The 18,714-nt window shown below is 65.5% G+C and carries 23 protein-coding genes and 1 pseudogene; 13 read left to right on the top strand and 11 right to left on the bottom strand.

Annotated elements, in window-relative coordinates:
- Positions 1-53 precede the first annotated feature (53 nt).
- Positions 54-296, top strand: a complete 243-nt coding sequence (locus RMR04_RS20255) for a type II toxin-antitoxin system Phd/YefM family antitoxin (protein WP_311910154.1) — start codon at positions 54-56, stop codon at positions 294-296.
- The gene (locus RMR04_RS20260; RefSeq protein ID WP_311910155.1) at positions 296-721 is read left to right on the top strand and encodes a type II toxin-antitoxin system VapC family toxin; all 426 of its coding nucleotides are present in this window, start codon (positions 296-298) and stop codon (positions 719-721) included. Before RMR04_RS20255 ends, RMR04_RS20260 begins: the two co-directional genes overlap by 1 nt.
- Before the next feature lie 26 nt (positions 722-747).
- Here the strand turns inward: RMR04_RS20260 and RMR04_RS20265 are convergent, their stop codons facing one another.
- The 3 genes from RMR04_RS20265 to RMR04_RS20275 all read right to left on the bottom strand — a co-directional run bounded on the left by RMR04_RS20265 (position 748) and on the right by RMR04_RS20275 (position 2,469).
- Positions 748-1,287, bottom strand: a complete 540-nt coding sequence (locus RMR04_RS20265; protein WP_311910156.1) for a hypothetical protein — start codon at positions 1,285-1,287, stop codon at positions 748-750.
- Complete coding sequence (locus RMR04_RS20270) at positions 1,284-2,153, bottom strand: hypothetical protein (RefSeq protein WP_311910157.1); 870 nt, start codon at positions 2,151-2,153, stop codon at positions 1,284-1,286. Before RMR04_RS20270 ends, RMR04_RS20265 begins: the two co-directional genes overlap by 4 nt.
- A 118-nt stretch (positions 2,154-2,271) precedes the next feature.
- Positions 2,272-2,469, bottom strand: a complete 198-nt coding sequence (locus RMR04_RS20275; RefSeq protein ID WP_311910159.1) for a hypothetical protein — start codon at positions 2,467-2,469, stop codon at positions 2,272-2,274.
- A gap of 362 nt (positions 2,470-2,831) precedes the next feature.
- On the opposite strand from RMR04_RS20275, the gene RMR04_RS20280 reads away from it, so the two are divergent.
- The 3 genes from RMR04_RS20280 to RMR04_RS20290 all read left to right on the top strand — a co-directional run bounded on the left by RMR04_RS20280 (position 2,832) and on the right by RMR04_RS20290 (position 4,291).
- Positions 2,832-3,569, top strand: coding sequence for a S24 family peptidase (locus RMR04_RS20280; RefSeq protein WP_311910161.1), 738 nt, complete (start codon positions 2,832-2,834; stop codon positions 3,567-3,569).
- A gap of 186 nt (positions 3,570-3,755) precedes the next feature.
- On the top strand, positions 3,756-4,073 hold the full coding sequence (locus RMR04_RS20285) for a hypothetical protein (RefSeq protein WP_311910163.1): 318 nt from the start codon (positions 3,756-3,758) through the stop codon (positions 4,071-4,073).
- On the top strand, positions 4,061-4,291 hold the full coding sequence (locus RMR04_RS20290; protein WP_311910164.1) for a type II toxin-antitoxin system HicA family toxin: 231 nt from the start codon (positions 4,061-4,063) through the stop codon (positions 4,289-4,291). Before RMR04_RS20285 ends, RMR04_RS20290 begins: the two co-directional genes overlap by 13 nt.
- 158 nt (positions 4,292-4,449) lie before the next feature.
- Here RMR04_RS20290 and RMR04_RS20295 read toward each other — a convergent pair whose 3' ends face one another.
- On the bottom strand, positions 4,450-4,674 hold the full coding sequence (locus RMR04_RS20295; protein ID WP_311910165.1) for a hypothetical protein: 225 nt from the start codon (positions 4,672-4,674) through the stop codon (positions 4,450-4,452).
- Between the two features lie 193 nt (positions 4,675-4,867).
- Here RMR04_RS20295 and RMR04_RS20300 point away from each other — a divergent pair, with 193 nt between their 5' ends.
- Both RMR04_RS20300 and RMR04_RS20305 read left to right on the top strand, forming a co-directional pair.
- Complete coding sequence (locus RMR04_RS20300; RefSeq protein ID WP_311910166.1) at positions 4,868-5,197, top strand: hypothetical protein; 330 nt, start codon at positions 4,868-4,870, stop codon at positions 5,195-5,197.
- 101 nt (positions 5,198-5,298) lie between these two features.
- A complete protein-coding gene (locus RMR04_RS20305) occupies positions 5,299-5,616 on the top strand; it encodes a hypothetical protein (RefSeq protein ID WP_311910167.1) in 318 nt (105 codons plus the stop codon).
- A gap of 21 nt (positions 5,617-5,637) precedes the next feature.
- Here RMR04_RS20305 and RMR04_RS20310 read toward each other — a convergent pair.
- Positions 5,638-7,097 (bottom strand): annotated as a pseudogene (locus RMR04_RS20310) (cryptochrome/photolyase family protein).
- A 141-nt stretch (positions 7,098-7,238) separates the two neighbouring features.
- Here RMR04_RS20310 and RMR04_RS20315 point away from each other — a divergent pair.
- From RMR04_RS20315 to RMR04_RS20325, 3 genes are all read left to right on the top strand, one after another.
- On the top strand, positions 7,239-7,598 hold the full coding sequence (locus RMR04_RS20315) for a RidA family protein (RefSeq protein ID WP_311910168.1): 360 nt from the start codon (positions 7,239-7,241) through the stop codon (positions 7,596-7,598).
- A gap of 42 nt (positions 7,599-7,640) precedes the next feature.
- Positions 7,641-8,528 carry a transglycosylase SLT domain-containing protein gene (locus RMR04_RS20320; protein WP_311910169.1) on the top strand — a complete coding sequence of 296 codons (888 nt, stop codon included), beginning with the start codon at positions 7,641-7,643 and terminating at the stop codon, positions 8,526-8,528.
- 177 nt (positions 8,529-8,705) lie between these two features.
- Positions 8,706-9,287, top strand: coding sequence for a L,D-transpeptidase (locus tag RMR04_RS20325; RefSeq protein ID WP_410492140.1), 582 nt, complete (start codon positions 8,706-8,708; stop codon positions 9,285-9,287).
- Between the two features lie 267 nt (positions 9,288-9,554).
- Here the strand turns inward: RMR04_RS20325 and RMR04_RS20330 are convergent, their stop codons facing one another.
- Both RMR04_RS20330 and RMR04_RS20335 read right to left on the bottom strand, forming a co-directional pair.
- Complete coding sequence (locus RMR04_RS20330; protein WP_311910170.1) at positions 9,555-11,063, bottom strand: tripartite tricarboxylate transporter permease; 1,509 nt, start codon at positions 11,061-11,063, stop codon at positions 9,555-9,557.
- On the bottom strand, positions 11,063-11,428 hold the full coding sequence (locus RMR04_RS20335) for a tripartite tricarboxylate transporter TctB family protein (RefSeq protein WP_311910171.1): 366 nt from the start codon (positions 11,426-11,428) through the stop codon (positions 11,063-11,065). The genes RMR04_RS20330 and RMR04_RS20335 overlap by 1 nt, the downstream gene beginning before the upstream one ends.
- Before the next feature lie 296 nt (positions 11,429-11,724).
- On the opposite strand from RMR04_RS20335, the gene RMR04_RS20340 reads away from it, so the two are divergent.
- Positions 11,725-12,405, top strand: coding sequence for a hypothetical protein (locus tag RMR04_RS20340; protein WP_311910173.1), 681 nt, complete (start codon positions 11,725-11,727; stop codon positions 12,403-12,405).
- Between the two features lie 227 nt (positions 12,406-12,632).
- Here RMR04_RS20340 and RMR04_RS20345 read toward each other — a convergent pair whose 3' ends face one another.
- Together RMR04_RS20345 and RMR04_RS20350 are read right to left on the bottom strand one after the other, a co-directional pair.
- Positions 12,633-13,397: an alpha/beta hydrolase family protein gene (locus RMR04_RS20345; RefSeq protein WP_311910174.1), complete on the bottom strand. Its 765-nt coding sequence runs from the start codon at positions 13,395-13,397 to the stop codon at positions 12,633-12,635.
- A 222-nt stretch (positions 13,398-13,619) separates the two neighbouring features.
- Positions 13,620-13,988 (bottom strand): gamma-butyrobetaine hydroxylase family protein, encoded by a 369-nt coding sequence (locus tag RMR04_RS20350; protein WP_311910175.1) that lies wholly within the window; start codon positions 13,986-13,988, stop codon positions 13,620-13,622.
- Between the two features lie 187 nt (positions 13,989-14,175).
- Here RMR04_RS20350 and moaA point away from each other — a divergent pair, with 187 nt between their 5' ends.
- Positions 14,176-15,210, top strand: coding sequence for a GTP 3',8-cyclase MoaA (gene moaA, locus RMR04_RS20355; protein WP_311915893.1), 1,035 nt, complete (start codon positions 14,176-14,178; stop codon positions 15,208-15,210).
- A gap of 284 nt (positions 15,211-15,494) precedes the next feature.
- Here moaA and RMR04_RS20360 read toward each other — a convergent pair whose 3' ends face one another.
- Positions 15,495-16,196: an SDR family oxidoreductase gene (locus tag RMR04_RS20360; protein ID WP_311910176.1), complete on the bottom strand. Its 702-nt coding sequence runs from the start codon at positions 16,194-16,196 to the stop codon at positions 15,495-15,497.
- Between the two features lie 115 nt (positions 16,197-16,311).
- Between RMR04_RS20360 and RMR04_RS20365 the strand changes: the two genes are divergently transcribed.
- Positions 16,312-17,205 (top strand): LysR substrate-binding domain-containing protein, encoded by an 894-nt coding sequence (locus tag RMR04_RS20365; RefSeq protein ID WP_311910177.1) that lies wholly within the window; start codon positions 16,312-16,314, stop codon positions 17,203-17,205.
- Positions 17,206-17,398: 193 nt separating this feature from the next.
- On the opposite strand, the gene RMR04_RS20370 is transcribed toward RMR04_RS20365, so the two are convergent.
- Entirely contained in the window at positions 17,399-18,325 is a 927-nt protein-coding gene (locus RMR04_RS20370; protein ID WP_311909944.1) for a transposase, read from the bottom strand.
- Positions 18,326-18,714 lie beyond the last annotated feature (389 nt).

Below are 18,714 nucleotides of genomic sequence, written 5' to 3' on the forward strand. Positions count from 1 at the left end.
GCGCTATATGACCATCTAGATAGTCATGAACGCGTGAGATGCAGGAGCCTGACATGAACGCGGTCAATCTGGCCGATGCCAAGGCCCATCTGAGCGAGCTGGTCGACCGCGTCGAGGCGGGCGCTTCGATCGAGATCACCCGGCGCGGCAAGCCGGTTGCCCGGCTCACCGCCGTGGCCAGGCCGCGCAAGCCGATCGATGCCGCCCTGCTCGCGGCGCTCACAGTGACCATGCCGGCGCAGTCCGAGAGCGCCGCCGATCTGGTGCGGTCGATGCGGGATGGCGACCGCTACTGATGCTTTACCTGGACACATCGCTGATCGTGGCGGCGCTCTCCAACGAAGCGATGACGCCGCGGGTACAAACCTGGCTGGCGGAGCAGGATCCAGCCCAGCTTCTGGTCAGCGACTGGACCATCACCGAGATGTCCTCGGCCATGGCGATCAAATTGCGGACGCGACAGATCAGCCTGGAGCAGCGCGCGGCCGCGCTCGCCATGTTCAACAAGCTCACCATCGAGAGCTTCACCGTCCTCGCCGTGACAAGCGGGCAGTTCCGGGCGGCGGCGAAGTTTGCCGATCAGCATGAGCTGGGGCTTCGCGCCGGTGACGCGCTGCATCTCGCCATCGCATCGGAGAATGGCGCCACCGTGCACACGCTCGACCGGCGGCTCACCGAGGCCGGCCCGGCGCTCGGCGTGCCGACGCGATTGCTGGCGTGATCCCAACGTTGGCATGATCCCTCGCCTCACCGATACGGATGGGCATTGCGGGGGACCAGCCCGAGATATTCGGCAAGGATGAGCAACGCCGCCGTGACGCGGAAGCCGACCGCGCCGGGAATGGTCTCATGGTCGAGGGCGACGCGGTCGAGCGCCTGGAGCGTCGCCTCCCCTGCCCCGTCGATGACGGCCTTGCGCATGGCGTTGAGACGCGACTGGAGGCGCAGGACGACCTCATCCGACAACTCCCGCCCCGAGCCCACCCCGACCACGATGAGGCCGACCGGCACGCCCTTGGCCGCCCGCCAGCGCCGCGTCGTCTCGGTATATTCCTCGCCCGCGTCGTAGAGCTCGCGGCGCAGGCGGCAATCGAGCACATGCCGGCCGAGCGGCGAGGCGCAGAGCTGGTCCTGATTGCCCCGGCGATGCGGCTGGGCCAGCACGGTCGCCCGCTCGCCCTGCTCGCGCTTGAGGCGCGCCGCCTGCCGCTCGGCGGCACTCGGGCGCTGCGGGCGTCCATTGGGCTCGCGCAAGACCATCGCGCGCTTCTTTCCGGGCCTGCTCATGCTGCCTTGTCCTTTGCTGCCATGTCTTTTGCTGCCTGGCCCTGGTTTTGAGGGGCCGGGAAATACCAGCCCTCGGCCTTGGTCCTGGGGTCCTGCGTCGTCATCCCCGGCTTGTGGCCGGCCGCCACGCGCTCGCGCCATTCCGCCGTGCCCTTGACGACGAAGGTTTTTGGCGGCCCCTGACTCGCTGGCGTTGGGCTGCGTTTCAGCAGCGCCTCGGTGATGATCGGGCCATAGAACTTCCACGAGCTGACCCTGCCGCCCGACGCAGGCCTGGCCCGGATGACCGGCAGGATGTCGCGTTCGAGATCGGCCTGGCGATGCAGAAATTCGGCGATCGGCGCGAAGGATCCGAGCCTCTCCGAGCCCGCGGCCTCAGCACAGCGCCGTTCCGCCTCATTCAGATCCAGATCAGGCGCGCGCGGCGCAGACGATGCCGCGCCAGCGGAATCGTCATCTGAATCTGACTCTGCCTCTGACTCTGACTCTGGGGGCGTTGCGCAACGTCCCGGCAACGCAGCCTCGCCGTTGCGTTTGACTTCGCGGTGCCTGCGCGAGCGCTCCGTGCTCTTGTCGCTCTCATATTGGCGGGTTTTCCAGGCGCTCACCGCATCGCCCGTGATCATGCCGATCTCGGCCATCGCGGCGAAGGTCGCCGCGATCGTGCCGGCCGGCTCACACAGGGCGGCAGCGACGCGGCGCGGCGTCGTCTCGAAGCGCCCGCCATCATCGGTCTCGGCGGCGCTTTCAAGCAGCGCGTGCCAGACCGCGATGGCGACAGAGCGCGAGCAGGCCGCGATGAGCGCGACCTCGGCCAGCTTGTCGTCCTTCACCGTGCCGGCATAGGCGCGATACCAGCGGCTCATCGGCAGGCCTCGCTTGTGCGGCGGCCGTCATTGCGGAGCATGGCCCTCGGGTCCGACCTTTGGTCGGCCCAAGGATAAACTCCGCCCTGCCCCGCAATAGCGGGAGGGACTGACGGCTTCATGGCGCGTCCCGATCCCGACCTGCGTCCCGCTCGCGGAGATGGGCGAGCGAGCGGATGATCAACTGCTCGGACAGGACAGGTGCCTTGTCGAGCTCGGCTTCGGCCGCCTCGATCAGCTCTTGCTCGCGCTTCAACTGGGCCTGGCGGTAGAGCCGGGTCGAGGCGTCCTTGAAGGAGATGATGCTGGCTGTCATTGCCCGGCCCTCATTGCCCAAGCCGCACCAGGCACTCCCGGCAATGCGATCCCACCCAGCGCGATCTCGTGCTCGAGGGAGCCCGCCTGGACATGTCGGGAAAGCGCGGGGCGGCCGTCACGGGCCGCCCCGCCAGTTGCGCGCCGGCAGACAAAGCGCCGGGAGGAGCGGCGCGGGGGAAAAGCCTCGGATGCGATGGCCTTCATAGGGCCATCGCTTTGCATCGGGGCACTGAGGCGCCGCGCGACACGCGCCGTCCGGGCGGCGGATTGGTGAATGGGGTTGTCATGACTCTAAGCGATACATATTGTATCGTATCGAGTCAAGATGAAACGTATCGTGAAGCGTGCGATACAGGAACAATGGACACACCCGCCGATCGCCTGCGCAACGCCCGGGAGCTGAGAGGCTTCCCCACCCCAACCGAGGCCGCCCAGGCCTTCGGCTGGAACGAGGTCACCTACCGGGCCCATGAGAATGGCGGGCGCGGCATCAAGCAGCCCGTGGCGGAGAAATATGCCAGCGCCTTCCGCGTCAAGGCGGGCTGGATCCTGTTCGGCGATGGCGAGGCGCCCAGCGGCGCTGACGGCCACAGCGTCGCCCCAAGGCCCGCGTCGCCGCGCGGCTATCTGGCCGAGCCCAATGCGGTCTTCGAGGGCCAGGCAGCCTTGCCGAAAACCCATGGACCCAGCGACATCCAGGAGCTCGGCATCACGGTCGGCGGCTTTGCCAGCGATGACGACGCCTTCGAGATGAACGGCCAGGTCATCGACATGGTCAAGCGGCCGATCGGCATCCTGGACCGCAAGGACGTCTTCGCGCTGCGCGTCTCCAATGACAGCATGGCGCCAAAATACGAGGATGGTGAGCGCGTCTATGTCGAGAAGCGCAAGCCCGCGATCCGCGACTATGTCGTGATCGAATTGAAACCGGCCGAGGACGGCCGCCCCGGCAAATCCTTCATCAAGCGCCTGGTCTCGATGAATTCCGGCAGGGTCACGGTCGAGCAGTTCAACCCCGCCGGCCGGCTCGAATTCGACGCCAACGCGATCAAGCAGATCCTGCGCGTCATCCCGGAGCGGGAACTCAGGGGCGAGTAAGGGAGCACAACCTCATGCGCTGCGTCGAGGAACTATGGGGCTGAGCCTGTGATGGGGCCGCCCGCCGAAGTTGCATAATGAATTTGTAACCTTTTGACGCGTTGACTAAGTAGCCATATAGGAGCCATACCGAACTCGGCTCTTAAGGTCGAGTTGGTGAGTGTGAGTTAGCAAGGAGGGCTCTCAATGAAACAGGATAGCTTTCGTTGCATCATTCGTGGACGTGGTACCGAGTGGGAAGGGCTTTGCCTGGATCTCGATATCGCTGTCCATGGGGCCTCCCAAGATGAGGTCGAAAAGTCCCTGCGCGACGCTGTCATTTCCTACGTGGATGATGCCATGCAGGAAAGCCCGGAAAACCGCGCGAGACTGCTGAACCGGCGCTCGCCTTGGCTCGTCCGCGCCAAGCTGTCCTTGAGTTTGGCCCTTCATACGCTCAAGGCTGGACGACCTGATCGAGACGAGAAGACGCAGAGCAGCTTCGATCTCGCTTGCCACGCCTGATCTGCACCTACCGGCTTTTTGTCGAAATTCTTGCCGCACACGGATTCGTTTTGCATCGGCATGATGGCGGCAGCCACCAGCGCTGGCGTAGCGAGGTCAATGGACGCGTCTATCTGGTCGATGTCACGCCGCATCGGATTAACGACGATATCCCGACCGGAACCCTCAAGGCGATGATCCGTCAAAGCGGGCTTAGCGAAAAGCTTTTCCGCCGCTAGCCCCGTCATTGCTACCCCTCAAAGCCCGCCCTCACAGGCGGGCTCTTTTGTTTGGGCCAGAGCCCTTTCCGATCCAATTGGATCGCTCAACAGGTGCGGATCCCTGTTCTGACGCATTGTCTTCACGCGAACCGCTGCCCACATCGCTCGAAAGCGCCCTACCCCCACCGGAAGGCCGGGATAAGCGCGACGTTCTTGCCGCGCCCGCCGCCCGCCCGGCAAACCGAGCAGGTCAATTTCGGCCTAAGCTCATCCGCGCAATGGATGCCGCTATCGACGAGGCGGGCCAGCATCTGGGGCGTCATGCGCTTCTCATTGCCGCAATCGTCGCAGCGGATATAGAGCGCGGCAAAATCGGCCAGGCCGGGCTTATCTCGCGACATCCCCCGGCAAACACTGCTCATGGCCGACCCTTTTCTGTTCCCTCAATGTTCTCATTTAAGCCAGCCCGGCAACCTGAAGTCGAGTCGTAAATCGGCTGCCCCCCTCAAAATAAATCGCATCGGTGGCGATACGATACGTATTGACTTAATTCGATACATTTCGCATCATTCCTCCATCGCAGGAGGGACCCGGATGAGCGCCAGCGCCGCGACATTCCCGTTCGAGGATTGCGATTTCGATCATGGCGATGTCTGCATCGGCGGCATCGACCTGATCGAGATCGAGACGCAGGACGGTGTCGACTTCACCGTCATCGACATCATCGCCAGCAAGCGCAGCCAGACCATGCCCTGGCTGGTCATGGGCGTGACCGATTGGGTTGCCGGCGACCTCGCACGCCCCAAAAGCCAGTCCCGCATCCGCAAGGCCTATCAGAACCACATCGCGGAGCGCGAGGATTGCAGCACCGCAGACGCCGCCGATTTTGCCCATGACATGCGGCTGAACGCGGCGGCCGCGTGAAGGACTGCCCCGCCCGTCAGGCTGTGTTCATATCTTCGCGCGCAGATTGCGCCTTTGTTCGGCCTCATGGCCGGTCACGGCAATCGGGAAGGGAGTTCGCCATGTCGAGGATTTTTGCGTTGGTCGCCTTGGCGGGGCTGGCCGCCCTGTCGGGAACCGCCGCCCAGGCGCAGTATTACGACCCCTATGGCCGCCCGCCCCCGCCGCGCTACGATTACGACCGCCCGCCGCCGCCGCGCGACTGGGAATATGAGCGCCGGCGGCCGCGCTATGAGGATGATCGCGGCTATCGCCCGCGTCGCTTCGGCGAGATGTGCGTGACCTCGCGCGGCAGCTGCGAGACGCGTCCCGCCCCTGTCGGCGCCGGCTGCGGCTGCTATATCGACGGCTTCGGTTCGAAGCGCGGCATCATCCAGTAGCTTTCGCGCGGCGCCTACGGATCAATCCGCAGCGCCGCGGATCGTCGCCAGCGCGTCGAGCGCGCGCTGGCGCCCAAAGGCCAGGTCGATGACCGGTCGCGGATAGGTTTCGCCAAGCCTGACACCGGCATCTAGCAGGGTCGAGGCACTGGCCTGCCAAGGCGTGTGAATGGCGTCGTCGTCGAGTTGTGCGAGCTCGGGCACCCAGCGGCGCACATAGTCGCCCCTGGGGTCGAATTTTTCGCCCTGCGTCACCGGGTTGAAGATGCGGTAATAAGGCGCGGCATCCGCGCCCGAGCCCGCAACCCATTGCCAGCTTGCGGCGTTGCTCGCCGGATCGGCATCGACAAGCGTATCCCAGAACCAGTCTTCGCCCTGCCGCCAGTCGATCAGCAAATGCTTGATCAGGAAGGATGCGGTGACCATGCGCACCCGGTTGTGCATCCAGCCGGTCGCCCAGAGCTCCCGCATGCCGGCATCGACCAGCGGATAGCCGGTCTGGCCGCGCTGCCAGCGCTTCAGCGCCTCGGTCTCCTCGCCCCAGGGAAAGGCATCGAAGCGGGCATTGTAGTTCTTCGTCGCAAGCTCGGGATTGTAGAACAACAGGTGATAGGAGAACTCGCGCCAGCCGATCTCCGAGAGGAACTTGTCCAGATCGGACGCACTCCCCGCCGCCATGCCGCTCGCCAATGCCGTCTGGCAGGCATGCCAGATCTGGCGGGGGCCGATCTCGCCGAAGCGCAGATGCGGCGAAAGCCGCGATGTCGAGACGAAATCGGGCCTGTTGCGCCCTTCGCCATAGCCCCGGAGCGAGCCGGAGAGAAAATCCCCGAACCGCTCGGCCGCGCCCGCCTCGCCCGGCGTCCATGCGGCGCGCAGGCCTCCGGCCCAGTCCGGCTTGGTCGGCTCGAGCGCGAGATCGGCGAGGTCGACCGCCGCCCTGGCGAGAGTGCTCGGCAGCGGCAGCGGCAAAATGCGCTGCGGCGCAGGCTCTGGCGCAGCCGGCTCACCCTTGGCGCGCGCCGCGCGCCAATAAGGCGTGAACACCTTCATCGGCTCACCGAGCTTGCTCGACACCTGCCAGGGCTCGTTGAGGAGATGGCTGTTGAAGCTGCGAACGGTGACGCCCGCACCGACCAGCGTCTGCTTCAGATCGCGATCGAGCGCGATCGAGGCCGCCTCATAGCGTCGGCTCCAGGTCACGAAATCGATTCCAGCCTCTGCCACCAGCTTCGGCAGGAGATCGGCGGGATCGGCGCGCATCAGCACGAGTTCGCCCCCCTCTCGCGCAGCGAGGCCTGGAGCGCGCGCAGCGACTGCGCCAGCCACCATCGCGAGGCGCCACCGAGGCGGCGGCGCTCGCCGCCCTCGTCGAGGATATAGAGGCACAGCGTCGGGCCATGGGCGGTCGCGGCGGCAAGCCCCGGATTGTCGGCGAGCCTCAGATCGTCGCGGAACCAGTGCAAGGCGGCTCTTGTCATCCCGCTTGAGTAGGGTGCGACGGTGCCGCCCGGCAAGATGCTGCTCCAGCCTTTGTGGACGCCGCGACATCGGGGCCTGTCCGCTGCGCGACATTGAGGGTAAGCAGGCGCCTGCAACGGCTAGGATAAGGACACGACGACATGACCATCGAACGGACCGGATTGACGCCGCGCTGGTGCGATTCCGCCGCCTTCAACGGCATCGTCTTCCTGGCCGGGCATTGCGCGGAGAAAACGCAAGGCGCCTCGCTCACGGAGCAGACGCAGGAGGTTCTCGCTTTGCTGGAGGAGACGCTGGAGGCTGCCGGCACCGGCAAGGAGCGCATCCTCAGCGTCCAGATCTTCCTGACCAATATCAAGGCGATCGGCGAGATGAATGCGGTCTGGGACGCTTGGGTCGCGCCCGGCAATGCCCCGGCACGGGCGACGGTGCAGGCGGAACTGGCCTCGCCGGGCTATGCGATCGAGATCACCGCGGTCGCGGCCAAGCGTTCCGCCTGAAGCACCGCAGGAATGGGGATGGGGCGCGGCAAGAGGCGCGATATGACAAGGCGGCCATGGCTCCTCCCCGGCCTGATGCTTGCCCTGCTGCTGGATGGCTCGCTCGCTTTGGGCCAAGAGCCCTTGGCGCAGGAGCCGCCCTCCTCGGGCATCGATGCTGCGCTCTGCCGCCTGATCGACGACGCCGCAACAGCGCAGGCCGTACCCGCCGGATTCCTGACGCGGTTGATCTTCCAGGAATCGAGCTTCCGCCCGGGCGTCACCAGCTCGGCCGGCGCGCAGGGCGTGGCGCAGTTCATGCCCGGCACGGCGCGCGAGCGCGGGCTCGCCGACCCGTTCGACCCCGAGCAGGCCGTGCCCAAGGCGGCGCATTTCCTCAGCGAACTGCGCCAGCGCTTCGGCAATTGGGGGTTGGCGGCGGCGGCCTATAATGGCGGCCCGACGCGCATCTCGAGCTGGATCGCCGGCCGCGGCTTCCTGCCCGTCGAGACCGAAAACTATGTCCTCTCGATCACTGGCGCGGCCGCCGAGGCCTGGGCCGAGGATGCGCGGGCGGCGGCCGAGGGCGAAGCCCGCCCCGCCCGGCCGGCAAGCCCGGACGGCCAGGCGCCATGCCTGACCACGGTCGCGCTGATCCGCGCCGGGCGCGGCGCGCTTGCCATTGCGGAGGCGCCCTTCGCGCCCTGGGGCGTGCAGCTCGCGGCCAATTTCTCGAAGGCGCGCGCGCTTTCGGCCTTTCAGCGGGCGAGCGCCCGGCATCGCGCCATCATTGCCGATCTCTCCCCGATGGTGATCGGCACAAGGCTGCGCAGCCGCGGCACGCGCGCCTTCTACCGGGTCAGATTGCCCGCAGCGACGCGGGCGCAGGCCAGCGCCCTGTGCCGGCGTATTCAGGAGAACCGGGGCGCCTGCGTGGTGCTGAAGAGCTGAGGCGGCCTGCGGTTATGTTGCTCACGCGCAACGAGGGCTAGCAAAGCCCTTGACCTCGCACCGTTGTGATGATGGCGCAATTGCGCCGATGCCATGACTCTGACAGAAAATTGAGAAGATGTTGACGCTTTTAGGTCAACTTCGCGCCAGCGCCCCCCGCCATCCGCCGAGGTCCCGATGAACCGTTTCTTCCACATGGCCACGCTTGCCGGGCTTGGCCTGCTTGCCGTGGCGACGTCCGCCCATGCCTATGAGATCGATCCGCTGACGCGCCAGCCGCTGATGCAGAGCGTCGATCCGGCCAAGGCGCAGGCGACCGCGATCCCGCGCGAGCTTGTCTCCTATGACGGCAAGCAGCGCCCCGGCACCATCGTGATCAACACCACCGAGCGCCGGCTTTATTACGTGATGCCCGACGGCAAGGCGATGCGCTACGGCGTCGGCGTCGGCCGCCCCGGCTTCGACTGGGCCGGCGCGCAGAGCATCACCCGCAAGGCGGAATGGCCGAGCTGGACGCCGCCCTCGCAGATGCTGAAGCGCCGCCCCGACCTGCCGCGCTTCATGGCCGGCGGCCCGGAAAACCCGCTCGGCGCGCGCGCCATGTATCTCGGCTCGACGCTTTACCGCATCCACGGCTCGAACGAGCCGGAGACGATCGGCCAGGCGGTCTCCTCGGGCTGCATCCGCATGCTGAACGAGGACGTCATCGACCTCTATGAGCGCGCCAAGGTCGGCACCCGGGTCGTCGTCGCCCGCTGAGCGGCGAGAGACATAGCGGGTTTCAAAAGAAGCCCGTTTCCAAAGCAAAGGCCGGCGGTGACGCCGGCCTTTTCGTTTGTCCTGACGGAAGGCGGGAGCGCTGTTGCGCTCTTCTGGAACGTTTTCCACGCAGCTCGAACCGTCATTGCGAGCACAGCGAAGCAATCCAGGAGGTCTCGCTCGACGGCCCCTGGATTGCTTCGTCGCTGACGCTCCTCGCAATGACGGGTAACGCCACTCATACAGCGGACTTTGAACCGCCAGCGCTCACCCCGATGCAGCGGGCGCCTCGACCACCACCGCTCGCCTGGCCCGGAACGCAACGAACAGCTGGTAAGCGAAGAACAGCCCGATCAGGCTAAGCAGCGTCGCGCTGATCGGATGTGTGAAGAAGGTCGTGAAGCTGCCCCGGCTGATGATCATCGCGCGGCGGAAATACTCTTCCAGCATCGGCCCCAGGATGAACCCCAGCATCATCGGCGCCGGATCGAGCGACAGGCGCATCATGGTGTAGCCGATCAGGCCGAACGCCGCCGTGGTGAAGATGTCGTTGAGGCTGTTGTTGACGCTGAACGTGCCGATGCAACAGAAGAACAGGATCGACGGGAACAGCACGTTGTAGGGTATCTTGAAGACCGAGAGCCAGAACCGCACCAACGGCACGTTCAAGATCAGCAGGAAGCAGTTTCCGACCCACATGCTGGCGACAAGGCCCCAGAACAGGTCGGGATGCTTGGCGATCATGTTCGGGCCCGGCTGAATCCCCTTGATGATGAAAGCCGCCATCATCAGCGCCATGACGGCGTTCTCGGGGATGCCGATGCTCATCAGGGGAATGAAGCTGGTGCGCGCCGCCGCCTCGTCGGCCGCCGCTTGTCCCGCGACGCCCTCGATCGCGCCGTCCCCGATCTCGTGCTTGTACTTGCTGACCTTCTTGTCGAGGGCATAGGCGGCGAATTGCGCGATCACCGGGCCGCCACCCGGTAGGATGCCGAGGATGGAGCCGACGACGCTGCCGCGCAGCGCACTGGGAATGATGCGCTTGAACTCCGGCCAGGTCGGCATCAGGTGGATCTTGCCGTTGAAGGGCGTCCGTTCCTCGCGCGCATCGAGGTTCTTGGTGATCTCGGCGATGCCGAAGCAGCCCAGCGCCAGGCTGACGAGGCTGACACCGTCGGTGAGCGAGGGCAGCCCGAAGGTGAAGCGCTCCATGCCGGTCTCCAGATCGGTACCGACCTGTCCGAGCAGGACACCGAGCAGGCACATCGCCAGCCCGTTCAGCAGGCTGCCGGTGGTGATGAAGCTGACGCAGACGAAGCCGACCAGCATCAGCGCGCAATAATCGGTGGGGCCGAACAGCAGGGCGACCTGGCCAAGCGTCGGCGCAAGGCTCGCCAGCACGACGATCGCGACCGTGCCGCCGATGAAGCTCGAGACGCCGGCGGTGAAGAGGGCAAGGCCGGTCTTGCCCTTCAGCGTCATCTGGTAGCCGTCGATGCAGGCCACGATGCTGCTGGCATGGGGGATCTTCATGGTGATGGCGCTGACGCTGTCGCCATATTGGGCGCCGTAATAGATGCCCGCGAGCATGATCAGCGCGCCACCGGTCGGCAGCGAATAGGTCAATGGCAAGAGCAGGCTGATCGTCGCCAATGGCCCGAGCCCAGGCAGCAGGCCAACCAGCGTGCCGACCACGCAGCCGATGGCGCAGTAGAGCAGGTTCGCCGGCGTCAGCGCATGCTCGAAGCCGAATGCGAGATTATTCAGGATTTCCATCAGAAGAGCCTCAGATTGAGGCCGAGGAAGCGCTCGAAGACATAGGCCACGACGATGAGGCCGAGCGCGATCTTGAGATTGCGCGTCCAGGAATAGGTCACCGCCGCAAAGCCGGCGATGAAGACCATCAGGACGATCCCCAGGGCGGCGTTGACGAGCTGGGCTCCCACGACGAAGGCCACCAGCCCGAGCATGATCAAGGCGATGTTCTTGAGGTTGAAGCTGAGCGGCACCGGAGCGGTCAGGCGCGCCTGCACAATGATCAGCAAGGCAATGGCGAGCAGCGGGACGCTCAGCAGGAGCGGGAAGAGCCCGGGGCCGGCATGGGCCAGATCACCAAGCGGATAGCGCAGCGCAGTCGCCATGAAAAAAAGCGCTACCGCCGCGAGGAAAAACCCTCGCGCGGAATTCTGGTTGACCATGCCTGCACTCCCTAGGTGAATTATTTCATTTGATTGTTGTTTTGCACGGAACCGCCGTCAAGCGGAACGCCGGCGCAGTTCACGGTTTTAGGGCATGGTTTTGTGGCGGCGGCCACACGCCCGCAGGCCGGCACCGGGCTGACGGGGGCTAGTCGTCGATTGCGGTTCCAAAGAGTTGTCGCAAAGCTGCCGTTCTGCGAGGTTTCGGACATCATCCGACGAGAATCGACGCATCGATTATGAGAAAAGCCAGCCTTCCTTCAGTCTTTCTGCTCATCGCGGCACTCACCGGATATCAGAGCGCCCTCCCCGCCAAGGCCTCCGAGCCGACACTCGAACAGACCGCGGAACTCTATTATCGCGCCCGCCTCAATTACGATCGCGCCAGCGCCGCGCGCCTGAACAAGGAACTGCGGCCGGAATCCGAGGGCCGCGATTACATCGACATGACGATGTTCAACGATCCGATCGCATGGCAGATCAAGCGGATGGCGAGTTTGACGCTGAAGAGCGATCCCTCGGGACGCGAGCTAAAGCGCTTGATGGCCAGGCTCATCGTCGAAAGCTCAAGGCGTGTCCGCTGCACGGCGGTTGGCAGCAGGGTCAGCAGCGAGCCGGCCGATGGCCGCTTCCACGCCACCGTCACGCTCGATTGCCTGGTGCCGGACGCCGTCGCGGAACTGATGCAGGTGAAGCGCTCGGATGAGGGAGCGGATATGAACAATCCAACCCCGCGCACCTTGAAAAGCGTGATCGATGCCTATGCAAAAGCCCCTCTGACACGCCGCATTGCCACAGAGATGGATCTCACCGCCGGCCTGGCGAAGGAGCGCTGGATGCCGAGCCAGTATCGAAGCGGCATCGATCTGGTGACGGGAGGCCTCATCGGCCAGATCAAGGAGTCCGGCCTCGGCAGGTAGGCGGTCCGTCGCTGCGACTGAAGGGCCGGCCTATCGCATTTGGATTCTTGAGCCCTCATCCTGAGGAGCCGCGGCACGCGGCGTCTCGAAGGATGTTCCAGTTTGCTCCGGAAACGCCTTCTGGAGCATCCTTCGAGACGCGCTTCCTGCGGAAGCGCTCCTCAGGATGAGGGCTGAGGGGCCATATGCGATTGCCCTGTCCGCAGCGGGGACAATCGGCTTGTCCGTCACTTGACGGCTGTCGCGAGGTCCCTGAGCGCAAGCAATGCAGCATCGCGCACCGAGCGGTAATCATGGGTCCCCTGGGTGGGGATGAAGATGGCGTTCTTGCCTGCAGCCTTCAGCGCCTCGACATAGCGTTCGGCCAGTTGCGGGCTGGCCGTCTCGTCGTCGCGCCCGGTGATCGCGACCAGCCTCGTCGCAGGCCGCACGCTCCCGATGAGATCGATGGGCGACAGGCTGCGCTGCCATTGCGGCCGCCAGCGGCGGATGTCGCAGGGGCATGACACCAGAACGGCGCCGCCGATGAGGCCGGGCCGAAGCGCAATCACATTGGCCAAAATCGCGGCGCCGCCGGAATGGCCGAGCCCGATCACCGTCCTTGCCCCGAACCGCTCTTTCACTTGCGCGATCGCCTCGGTGACCGTCCCGACGACGTCCTGGGTATAGCAATCGCGCCGCCCGCAATCGGAACCTTCGCTCACCCGCGAATGCCGGTCGAAATATCCAGGCCTGATCAGGACGACGGCGCTCGCACCTGGAACATCCGCGACGAAACGCTGCGCCGAGCTCAGCATGTAGTCCGCGCTCCCCCCGCCCGAAACGTCGCCATGGAGGAACACGGCCATCACCGAGGATGGCCCCGGCGATGTCGATCCGTAGGGAATGAAGACCAACCCGTTCGCGCAGTCTTCCGAGCCGGTGCAGGCCCATGCCGGAGCCGCGGAACAGGCGAGCAGAACCGCGAACAGGGCCGCCACGAACGACTTCATCGCTATGCTTCCTCCACGCGCGTTACCTTGAGATATAGCTCAGAGCTGGTTTGGAAACTCCAGCCCTCATCCTGAGGAGCCGCGAAGCGGCGTCTCGAAGGATGCTCCAGATGGTTCGGGAGCCTCATGGAGCATCCTTCGAGACGCCATTCCAAAGGGAATGGCTCCTCAGGATGAGGGCTCAGAAGATTTCCAACAGCCTCTGAGCGGCTCCCGGCCGCGCTACCCTCGCTTCACCCGCTCCCGCGACAGCCCCTGCTCCGCCAGGGCGTCGAGATAGGCCTGCATCTTGGCCTCACCATGCTCGCCGAGCTCGCGCAGATAGTCCCAGGCGTAGATGCCGGTGTCGTGCATGTCGTCGAAGGCGAGCTTCACGGCGTAATGGCCGACGGGCTCGACGCGGATGATCTCGACCTCGGCCTTGCCCGGTACGGTCTTCTTCTGCGTGGGCCCGTGTCCCTGGACCTCGGCCGAGGGGCTTTCCACCCGCAGCAATTCGGCCGGCAGCGCGAAGGCTGCGCCATCCTCGAAGGCGACATGGAGGGTGCGGCGATCCTTGGCGAGGCGGATCTCGGTCGGCCATGCTGACATGGTTGTGTTTGCTCCAGGGCGACTGCGACGATGGCCGCGCTTGACCTTGGCGGCCGCAATGCCAATGTCTCATCGGATATAGCGATGCGGCCACCGCCATGCACCTGCCCGCGTGCAGCAAGGTCGTTTTCAGAATTTAGCCGTCTTCAGGGATGAAGCAGTGCTCCTCGACGACCTCAAGCCCGATATGATCGCCAAGCCCGATGCGATCGAGCCGCTCGCGCGCGCGCCGCTGGTCGATCCGTTCGGCCGCGACATCTCCTATTTGCGCATCTCGGTGACGGATCGCTGCGATTTCCGCTGCGTCTACTGCATGTCCGAGGACATGACCTTCCTGCCCAAGCGCGACCTGCTGACGCTGGAGGAGATCGACCGCGTCGCCACCGCCTTCGTCGCGCGCGGCACGCGCAAGCTCAGGCTCACCGGCGGCGAGCCCCTGGTGCGGCGCGATGTGATGAGCCTGTTCCGCTCGCTCTCGCGCCACCTCACCACCGGCGCGCTGGAAGAGCTGACGCTGACCACCAACGGCTCCCTGCTCGACCGCTATGCGCAGGAGCTGGCCGATTACGGCGTGCGCCGGATCAATGTCTCGCTCGACACGCTCGACCCCGACAAGTTCCGCAAGATCACGCGCTGGGGCGATCTCGACAAGGTGCTAGGCGGCATCGAGGCGGCGCGCAAGGCGGGCCTCAGGGTCAAGATCAACGCGGTCGCGCTCAAGGGCGTCAATGAGGACGAGATCGAGGGTTTGATGACCTGGGCCCATGGGCTCGGCATGGACCTGACCCTGATCGAGGTGATGCCGCTCGGCGAAATCGAGCCCGGCCGCATCGACCAGTTCCTGCCGCTCTCGGTCGTCAGGGCGCGGTTGATGGATACGTACAATCTGGTCGAGGATCCCTACAAGACGGGCGGGCCGGCGCGCTATGTCCGCGTCAAGGAGACCGGCGGGCTTGTCGGCTTCATCACGCCGATGACGCATAATTTCTGCGAGAGCTGCAACCGCGTCCGCCTGACCTGCACCGGCACGCTCTATATGTGCCTCGGCCAGGAAGACGCCGCCGATCTGCGCGCACCGTTGCGCGCCTCGCCCGACGATGCAGGCCTCCACCGCGCCATGGAAGAGGCGATCTCGCGCAAGCCCAAGGGCCATGACTTCATCATCGATCGGCGCCGCGCCAAACCCGCCGTCGGCCGCCATATGAGCGTCACCGGCGGCTGAGAGCCGCCGGCTTGGACATGTGAGCCCTTACCCTGAGAGCCTGGTTCGAAATGAACCGAGCGGTATCAGAAACTTCCGGTCGCTTTACATCCCCCGCGCCGTCATTCCGGACAAGCCGCGTAAGCGGCGCCGATCCGGAATCCATCGAAGGGCCAATCCATTGACCGGCTTGGCTCTACGATGGATTCCGGGCCTCCGCTTCGCTACGCCCGGAATGACGGCGCGTAGGTGACCAGGACAGAGCCATTGAAACCAGCTCTGACCTAGCCCGCCTCGCCGGGCCGTCAGACCGACCGGGTTATGCCGCCATCGACGCGGATGTTCTGCCCGGTGATGTAGCCGGCATCGTCCGAGGCTAGGAAGGCGATCGTGCCTGCAATCTCGTCGGCCCGGCCATAACGTTGCAGGGGAACGCTCTGGCGGCGCTCATCCGTCGCCGGCAGGCTGTCGATCCAGCCGGGCAGCACATTGTTCATGCGGATATTGTCGGGCGCGTATGTGTCCGCTAAGATCTTGGTGAAGGAGGCAAGCCCGGCCCTGAACACCGCCGAGGTCGGGAACATCGCAGCGGGCTCGAAAGCCCAGGCCGTCGAGATGTTGATGATCGAGCCGGAGCGCTGCGCCTGCATGATCGGCGTCACCAATCGCGCCGGCCTGACCGCGCTGAGGAAATAGACCTCCATGCCGCGCTGCCAGTCTTCGTCGGGGATCTCCAGGATGGGAGCGCGCGGCCCGTGCCCGGCGCTGTTGACCAGGACGTCGACCCTGCCCCAGCGCTCGAACACCGTATCGACCAGGCGCTTGACGTCGTCATTGGACTGGTTCGAGCCGGTGATGCCGATACCGCCGAGTTCCTTGGCCAGCGCCTCGCCCTTGCCCGATGAGGACAGGATCGCCACCGCAAAGCCGTCCTTGGCGAGACGACGCGCGGCGCTTGCGCCCATGCCGCTGCCGCCGGCCGTGATGATCGCCACCTTCTTCGTCATAGCGCGCTCTTTTCCTGGTTGATGCCCCCCTGTTCATAGGGTTCGGCGCCGCACCGAACCATCGATTTCCCGTGCAGGGAGCCTGTAGCGCTGCTACACCCTCGCGATGTCGCGAATGCCACCCCTCGCAACCCTGCGCGCTTTCGACGCCGCCGCGCGCCATCTCAACTTCAGGCTCGCCGCCGAAGAGCTGAACGTGACGCATGGCGCCGTCGCGCAGCAGGTTCGGGCCCTGGAGGCCAGCCTCGGCGTGGCGCTGTTCGAGCGCGAGCCCAGAGGCCTGGCGCTGACGCCGACGGGGCGCTCCTTCCATCCGCAGATCCGCCGCGCCTTCGCCCTGATCGCGGGCGCGATGGCCGCGATCGAACCGACGCAAGCGCATGAGCGGCGCGGCGTCACGGTGACGGTAACGCCCTCCTTCGCGGCGAGATGGCTGATCCCGCGGCTCGGCAGCTTTTCGGCGCTCGCTCCCGATGTCGAGGTGCGCGTGCTGGCCTCGGAAGCGACGGAGCGGCTGGGCGGGCCCGGCCTGCCCGATCTCGCCGTGCGGCTCTCGGCGCCGCCCTTCGACCGCGCCTTCGAGGCGCAGCGGCTGCTCGCCGACGATCTGTTTCCCGTCTGCAGCCCGGCGCTCGCCGCGACGCTGGCGACCCCAGTCGATCTCCTGGGGACAACGCTCCTGCACGACGCTCATGACGCCTGGCCGCTCTGGCTGGAGCTGGCGAACGCCCAGGCGCCCCTGACAGTCGGCAAGCGCTTCAGCCAGACCGCGCTGGCCCTGGGGGCGGCGCTCGATGGCCAGGGCATCGCGCTTGCTCCCTTTGCCCTGGTTGCGGACGATCTCGCGCAGCACCGGCTGATCGCGCCCTTCGGGACCGATATCCGCCTGGTCTCGGAGCGAGCTTTCTACCTGCTGACGCCGAAGCTGGCGCGGACGCGGCCTGAGGTTGCGCTGTTTCGCAGCTGGCTGCTCGATGAGAGCAAGCCGAGGCCGCAGTCCGGCGCGTGACGGTTTGGAGCCCCGACGAGCTGTAAACCGAGACAGAGTTCAATTCGTCAGAGCCCGTTTGGAAACTTCCGCCCTCATCCTGAGAGTTTGGCCGATAACGACGCCGCTGTTTTCAAAAGCTTGAAAAAACGCGCCGTCATCCCGGACAAGCCGCGTCAGCGGCGCCGATCCGGCAACTGTGTTGTTTGGAGTGTCATGGTTGGAAGGCGGTGTCAGTTTTGAGCATGGCGTTGAGGGTTACGAGGAGCTTTCTTGCGACGGCGATGATGGCGACTTTTGCGGCTGCGCTTCTTGCGCGGACGGCGTCGTAGAAGGTCTTGAAGCGCGCAGATGTCCGGATGGCAGCCAGCGCGGCCATGTAGAGGGCTTTGCGGACGCGTCGCCTTCCGCCCCTGATCATGCGCTGTCCGCGCCTGCGCCCGCTGTCATTGTTGAAGGGCGCGAGACCGGCGAGCGCGGCGATGGCCTTTGGCGAGACGTGGCCGAGTTCGGGCATCAGGGCGATGAGAGTGACGGCTGTGACGGGCCCGATGCCGGGCGCCGAGCGCAGCAGAGCTTGCGTCCTGGCCAAGGTCTCATCTGCCCGCAAGGCCTCGCTGACGAGGTGCTCGAGCGTAGCGATCTCCGCATCGAGCCAGGCGAGATGGCGGGCGAGGCTGCCGGTGGGATCTTGCCCCTCGCTGTCGCGGACGCGCTCGGCGGCGCGCATCTCGACGAGCTGATCGCGGCGTTTGTGCAGCTGTGCCAAGGCGTTGCGAGCGGGATCGGAGGCTGCGTCGGGCATGAGCGCCAGCATGCGCGCCATCGCAGCCAGCATCTCGGCGTCGATCGCATCGGTCTTGGCCAGGCGGCCGGTGGCGCGGGCGAAGTCGCGGGCGCGCGCCGGATTGATCCGGGCGAAGCGGCAGCCGGCCTGCTCCAGGGTCTGGCGCAGCGTGTGGTCATAGGGGCCGGTTGCCTCGAAGGCGACGAAGCTGGCCTGGCAGTCGAGCGACGACAGCCAGGTCGCGATCGCCTCGCTCGTATTGGCGATCCGAAGGCTCGTCCCGCTCGTCTCCTCGAACAGGTCGAGATGGCTCTTGGCGATATCGCAACCGATGAAGCAGGGGTGTATGGTCATGGTGCCTGTCCCTGTGCTGCGAGGTCCGGTGCAAGCGGCCTCGGTCAACTGTTCAGGATGGGGTCTTCGAACGCGGGCGGGAACCGAGCCGGAACGCGGTGTTTGCCACCCGGGATCCAACGGCTTCCCGCCCGCACCAATCATGACACCAATCAAACACACAGGGATCCATGCCGGAGCGCTGATCGGCGAGGTTCCGGCCTGGATCCCGGGTCTCCTTGCAGTCGCCCGGGATGACGGCGCGTTTCGAGACGAAATTCCAACCGACCGAAATCCTTGCTCACATTGTCGGCCAGGCTCGCAGGATGAGGGCTGGAATGTCCAAACAGAGAGGGCTCTTACAACTCGCCAATTCGTTACAACTTGACCCGATAGCCGGTTGGGCTAAC

It is taken from the genome of Bosea sp. 685 (genome assembly GCF_031884435.1).
Taxonomy (GTDB): domain Bacteria; phylum Pseudomonadota; class Alphaproteobacteria; order Rhizobiales; family Beijerinckiaceae; genus Allobosea.

What these genes read in the sequence shown, in the direction of transcription:
- RMR04_RS20255 (WP_311910154.1), top strand. Translation starts at nt 54, where the DNA reads ATGAACGCGGTCAATCTGGCCGATGCCAAGGCCCATCTGAGCGAGCTG.
- RMR04_RS20260 (WP_311910155.1), top strand. Translation starts at nt 296, where the DNA reads ATGCTTTACCTGGACACATCGCTGATCGTGGCGGCGCTCTCCAACGAA.
- RMR04_RS20265 (WP_311910156.1), bottom strand. Translation starts at nt 1,287, where the DNA reads ATGAGCAGGCCCGGAAAGAAGCGCGCGATGGTCTTGCGCGAGCCCAAT.
- RMR04_RS20270 (WP_311910157.1), bottom strand. Translation starts at nt 2,153, where the DNA reads ATGAGCCGCTGGTATCGCGCCTATGCCGGCACGGTGAAGGACGACAAG.
- RMR04_RS20275 (WP_311910159.1), bottom strand. Translation starts at nt 2,469, where the DNA reads ATGACAGCCAGCATCATCTCCTTCAAGGACGCCTCGACCCGGCTCTAC.
- RMR04_RS20280 (WP_311910161.1), top strand. Translation starts at nt 2,832, where the DNA reads ATGGACACACCCGCCGATCGCCTGCGCAACGCCCGGGAGCTGAGAGGC.
- RMR04_RS20285 (WP_311910163.1), top strand. Translation starts at nt 3,756, where the DNA reads ATGAAACAGGATAGCTTTCGTTGCATCATTCGTGGACGTGGTACCGAG.
- RMR04_RS20295 (WP_311910165.1), bottom strand. Translation starts at nt 4,674, where the DNA reads ATGTCGCGAGATAAGCCCGGCCTGGCCGATTTTGCCGCGCTCTATATC.
- RMR04_RS20300 (WP_311910166.1), top strand. Translation starts at nt 4,868, where the DNA reads ATGAGCGCCAGCGCCGCGACATTCCCGTTCGAGGATTGCGATTTCGAT.
- RMR04_RS20305 (WP_311910167.1), top strand. Translation starts at nt 5,299, where the DNA reads ATGTCGAGGATTTTTGCGTTGGTCGCCTTGGCGGGGCTGGCCGCCCTG.
- RMR04_RS20315 (WP_311910168.1), top strand. Translation starts at nt 7,239, where the DNA reads ATGACCATCGAACGGACCGGATTGACGCCGCGCTGGTGCGATTCCGCC.
- RMR04_RS20320 (WP_311910169.1), top strand. Translation starts at nt 7,641, where the DNA reads ATGACAAGGCGGCCATGGCTCCTCCCCGGCCTGATGCTTGCCCTGCTG.
- RMR04_RS20325 (WP_410492140.1), top strand. Translation starts at nt 8,706, where the DNA reads ATGAACCGTTTCTTCCACATGGCCACGCTTGCCGGGCTTGGCCTGCTT.
- RMR04_RS20330 (WP_311910170.1), bottom strand. Translation starts at nt 11,063, where the DNA reads ATGGAAATCCTGAATAATCTCGCATTCGGCTTCGAGCATGCGCTGACG.
- RMR04_RS20335 (WP_311910171.1), bottom strand. Translation starts at nt 11,428, where the DNA reads ATGGCGACTGCGCTGCGCTATCCGCTTGGTGATCTGGCCCATGCCGGC.
- RMR04_RS20340 (WP_311910173.1), top strand. Translation starts at nt 11,725, where the DNA reads ATGAGAAAAGCCAGCCTTCCTTCAGTCTTTCTGCTCATCGCGGCACTC.
- RMR04_RS20345 (WP_311910174.1), bottom strand. Translation starts at nt 13,397, where the DNA reads ATGAAGTCGTTCGTGGCGGCCCTGTTCGCGGTTCTGCTCGCCTGTTCC.
- RMR04_RS20350 (WP_311910175.1), bottom strand. Translation starts at nt 13,988, where the DNA reads ATGTCAGCATGGCCGACCGAGATCCGCCTCGCCAAGGATCGCCGCACC.
- moaA (WP_311915893.1), top strand. Translation starts at nt 14,176, where the DNA reads ATGATCGCCAAGCCCGATGCGATCGAGCCGCTCGCGCGCGCGCCGCTG.
- RMR04_RS20360 (WP_311910176.1), bottom strand. Translation starts at nt 16,196, where the DNA reads ATGACGAAGAAGGTGGCGATCATCACGGCCGGCGGCAGCGGCATGGGC.
- RMR04_RS20365 (WP_311910177.1), top strand. Translation starts at nt 16,312, where the DNA reads ATGCCACCCCTCGCAACCCTGCGCGCTTTCGACGCCGCCGCGCGCCAT.
- RMR04_RS20370 (WP_311909944.1), bottom strand. Translation starts at nt 18,325, where the DNA reads ATGACCATACACCCCTGCTTCATCGGTTGCGATATCGCCAAGAGCCAT.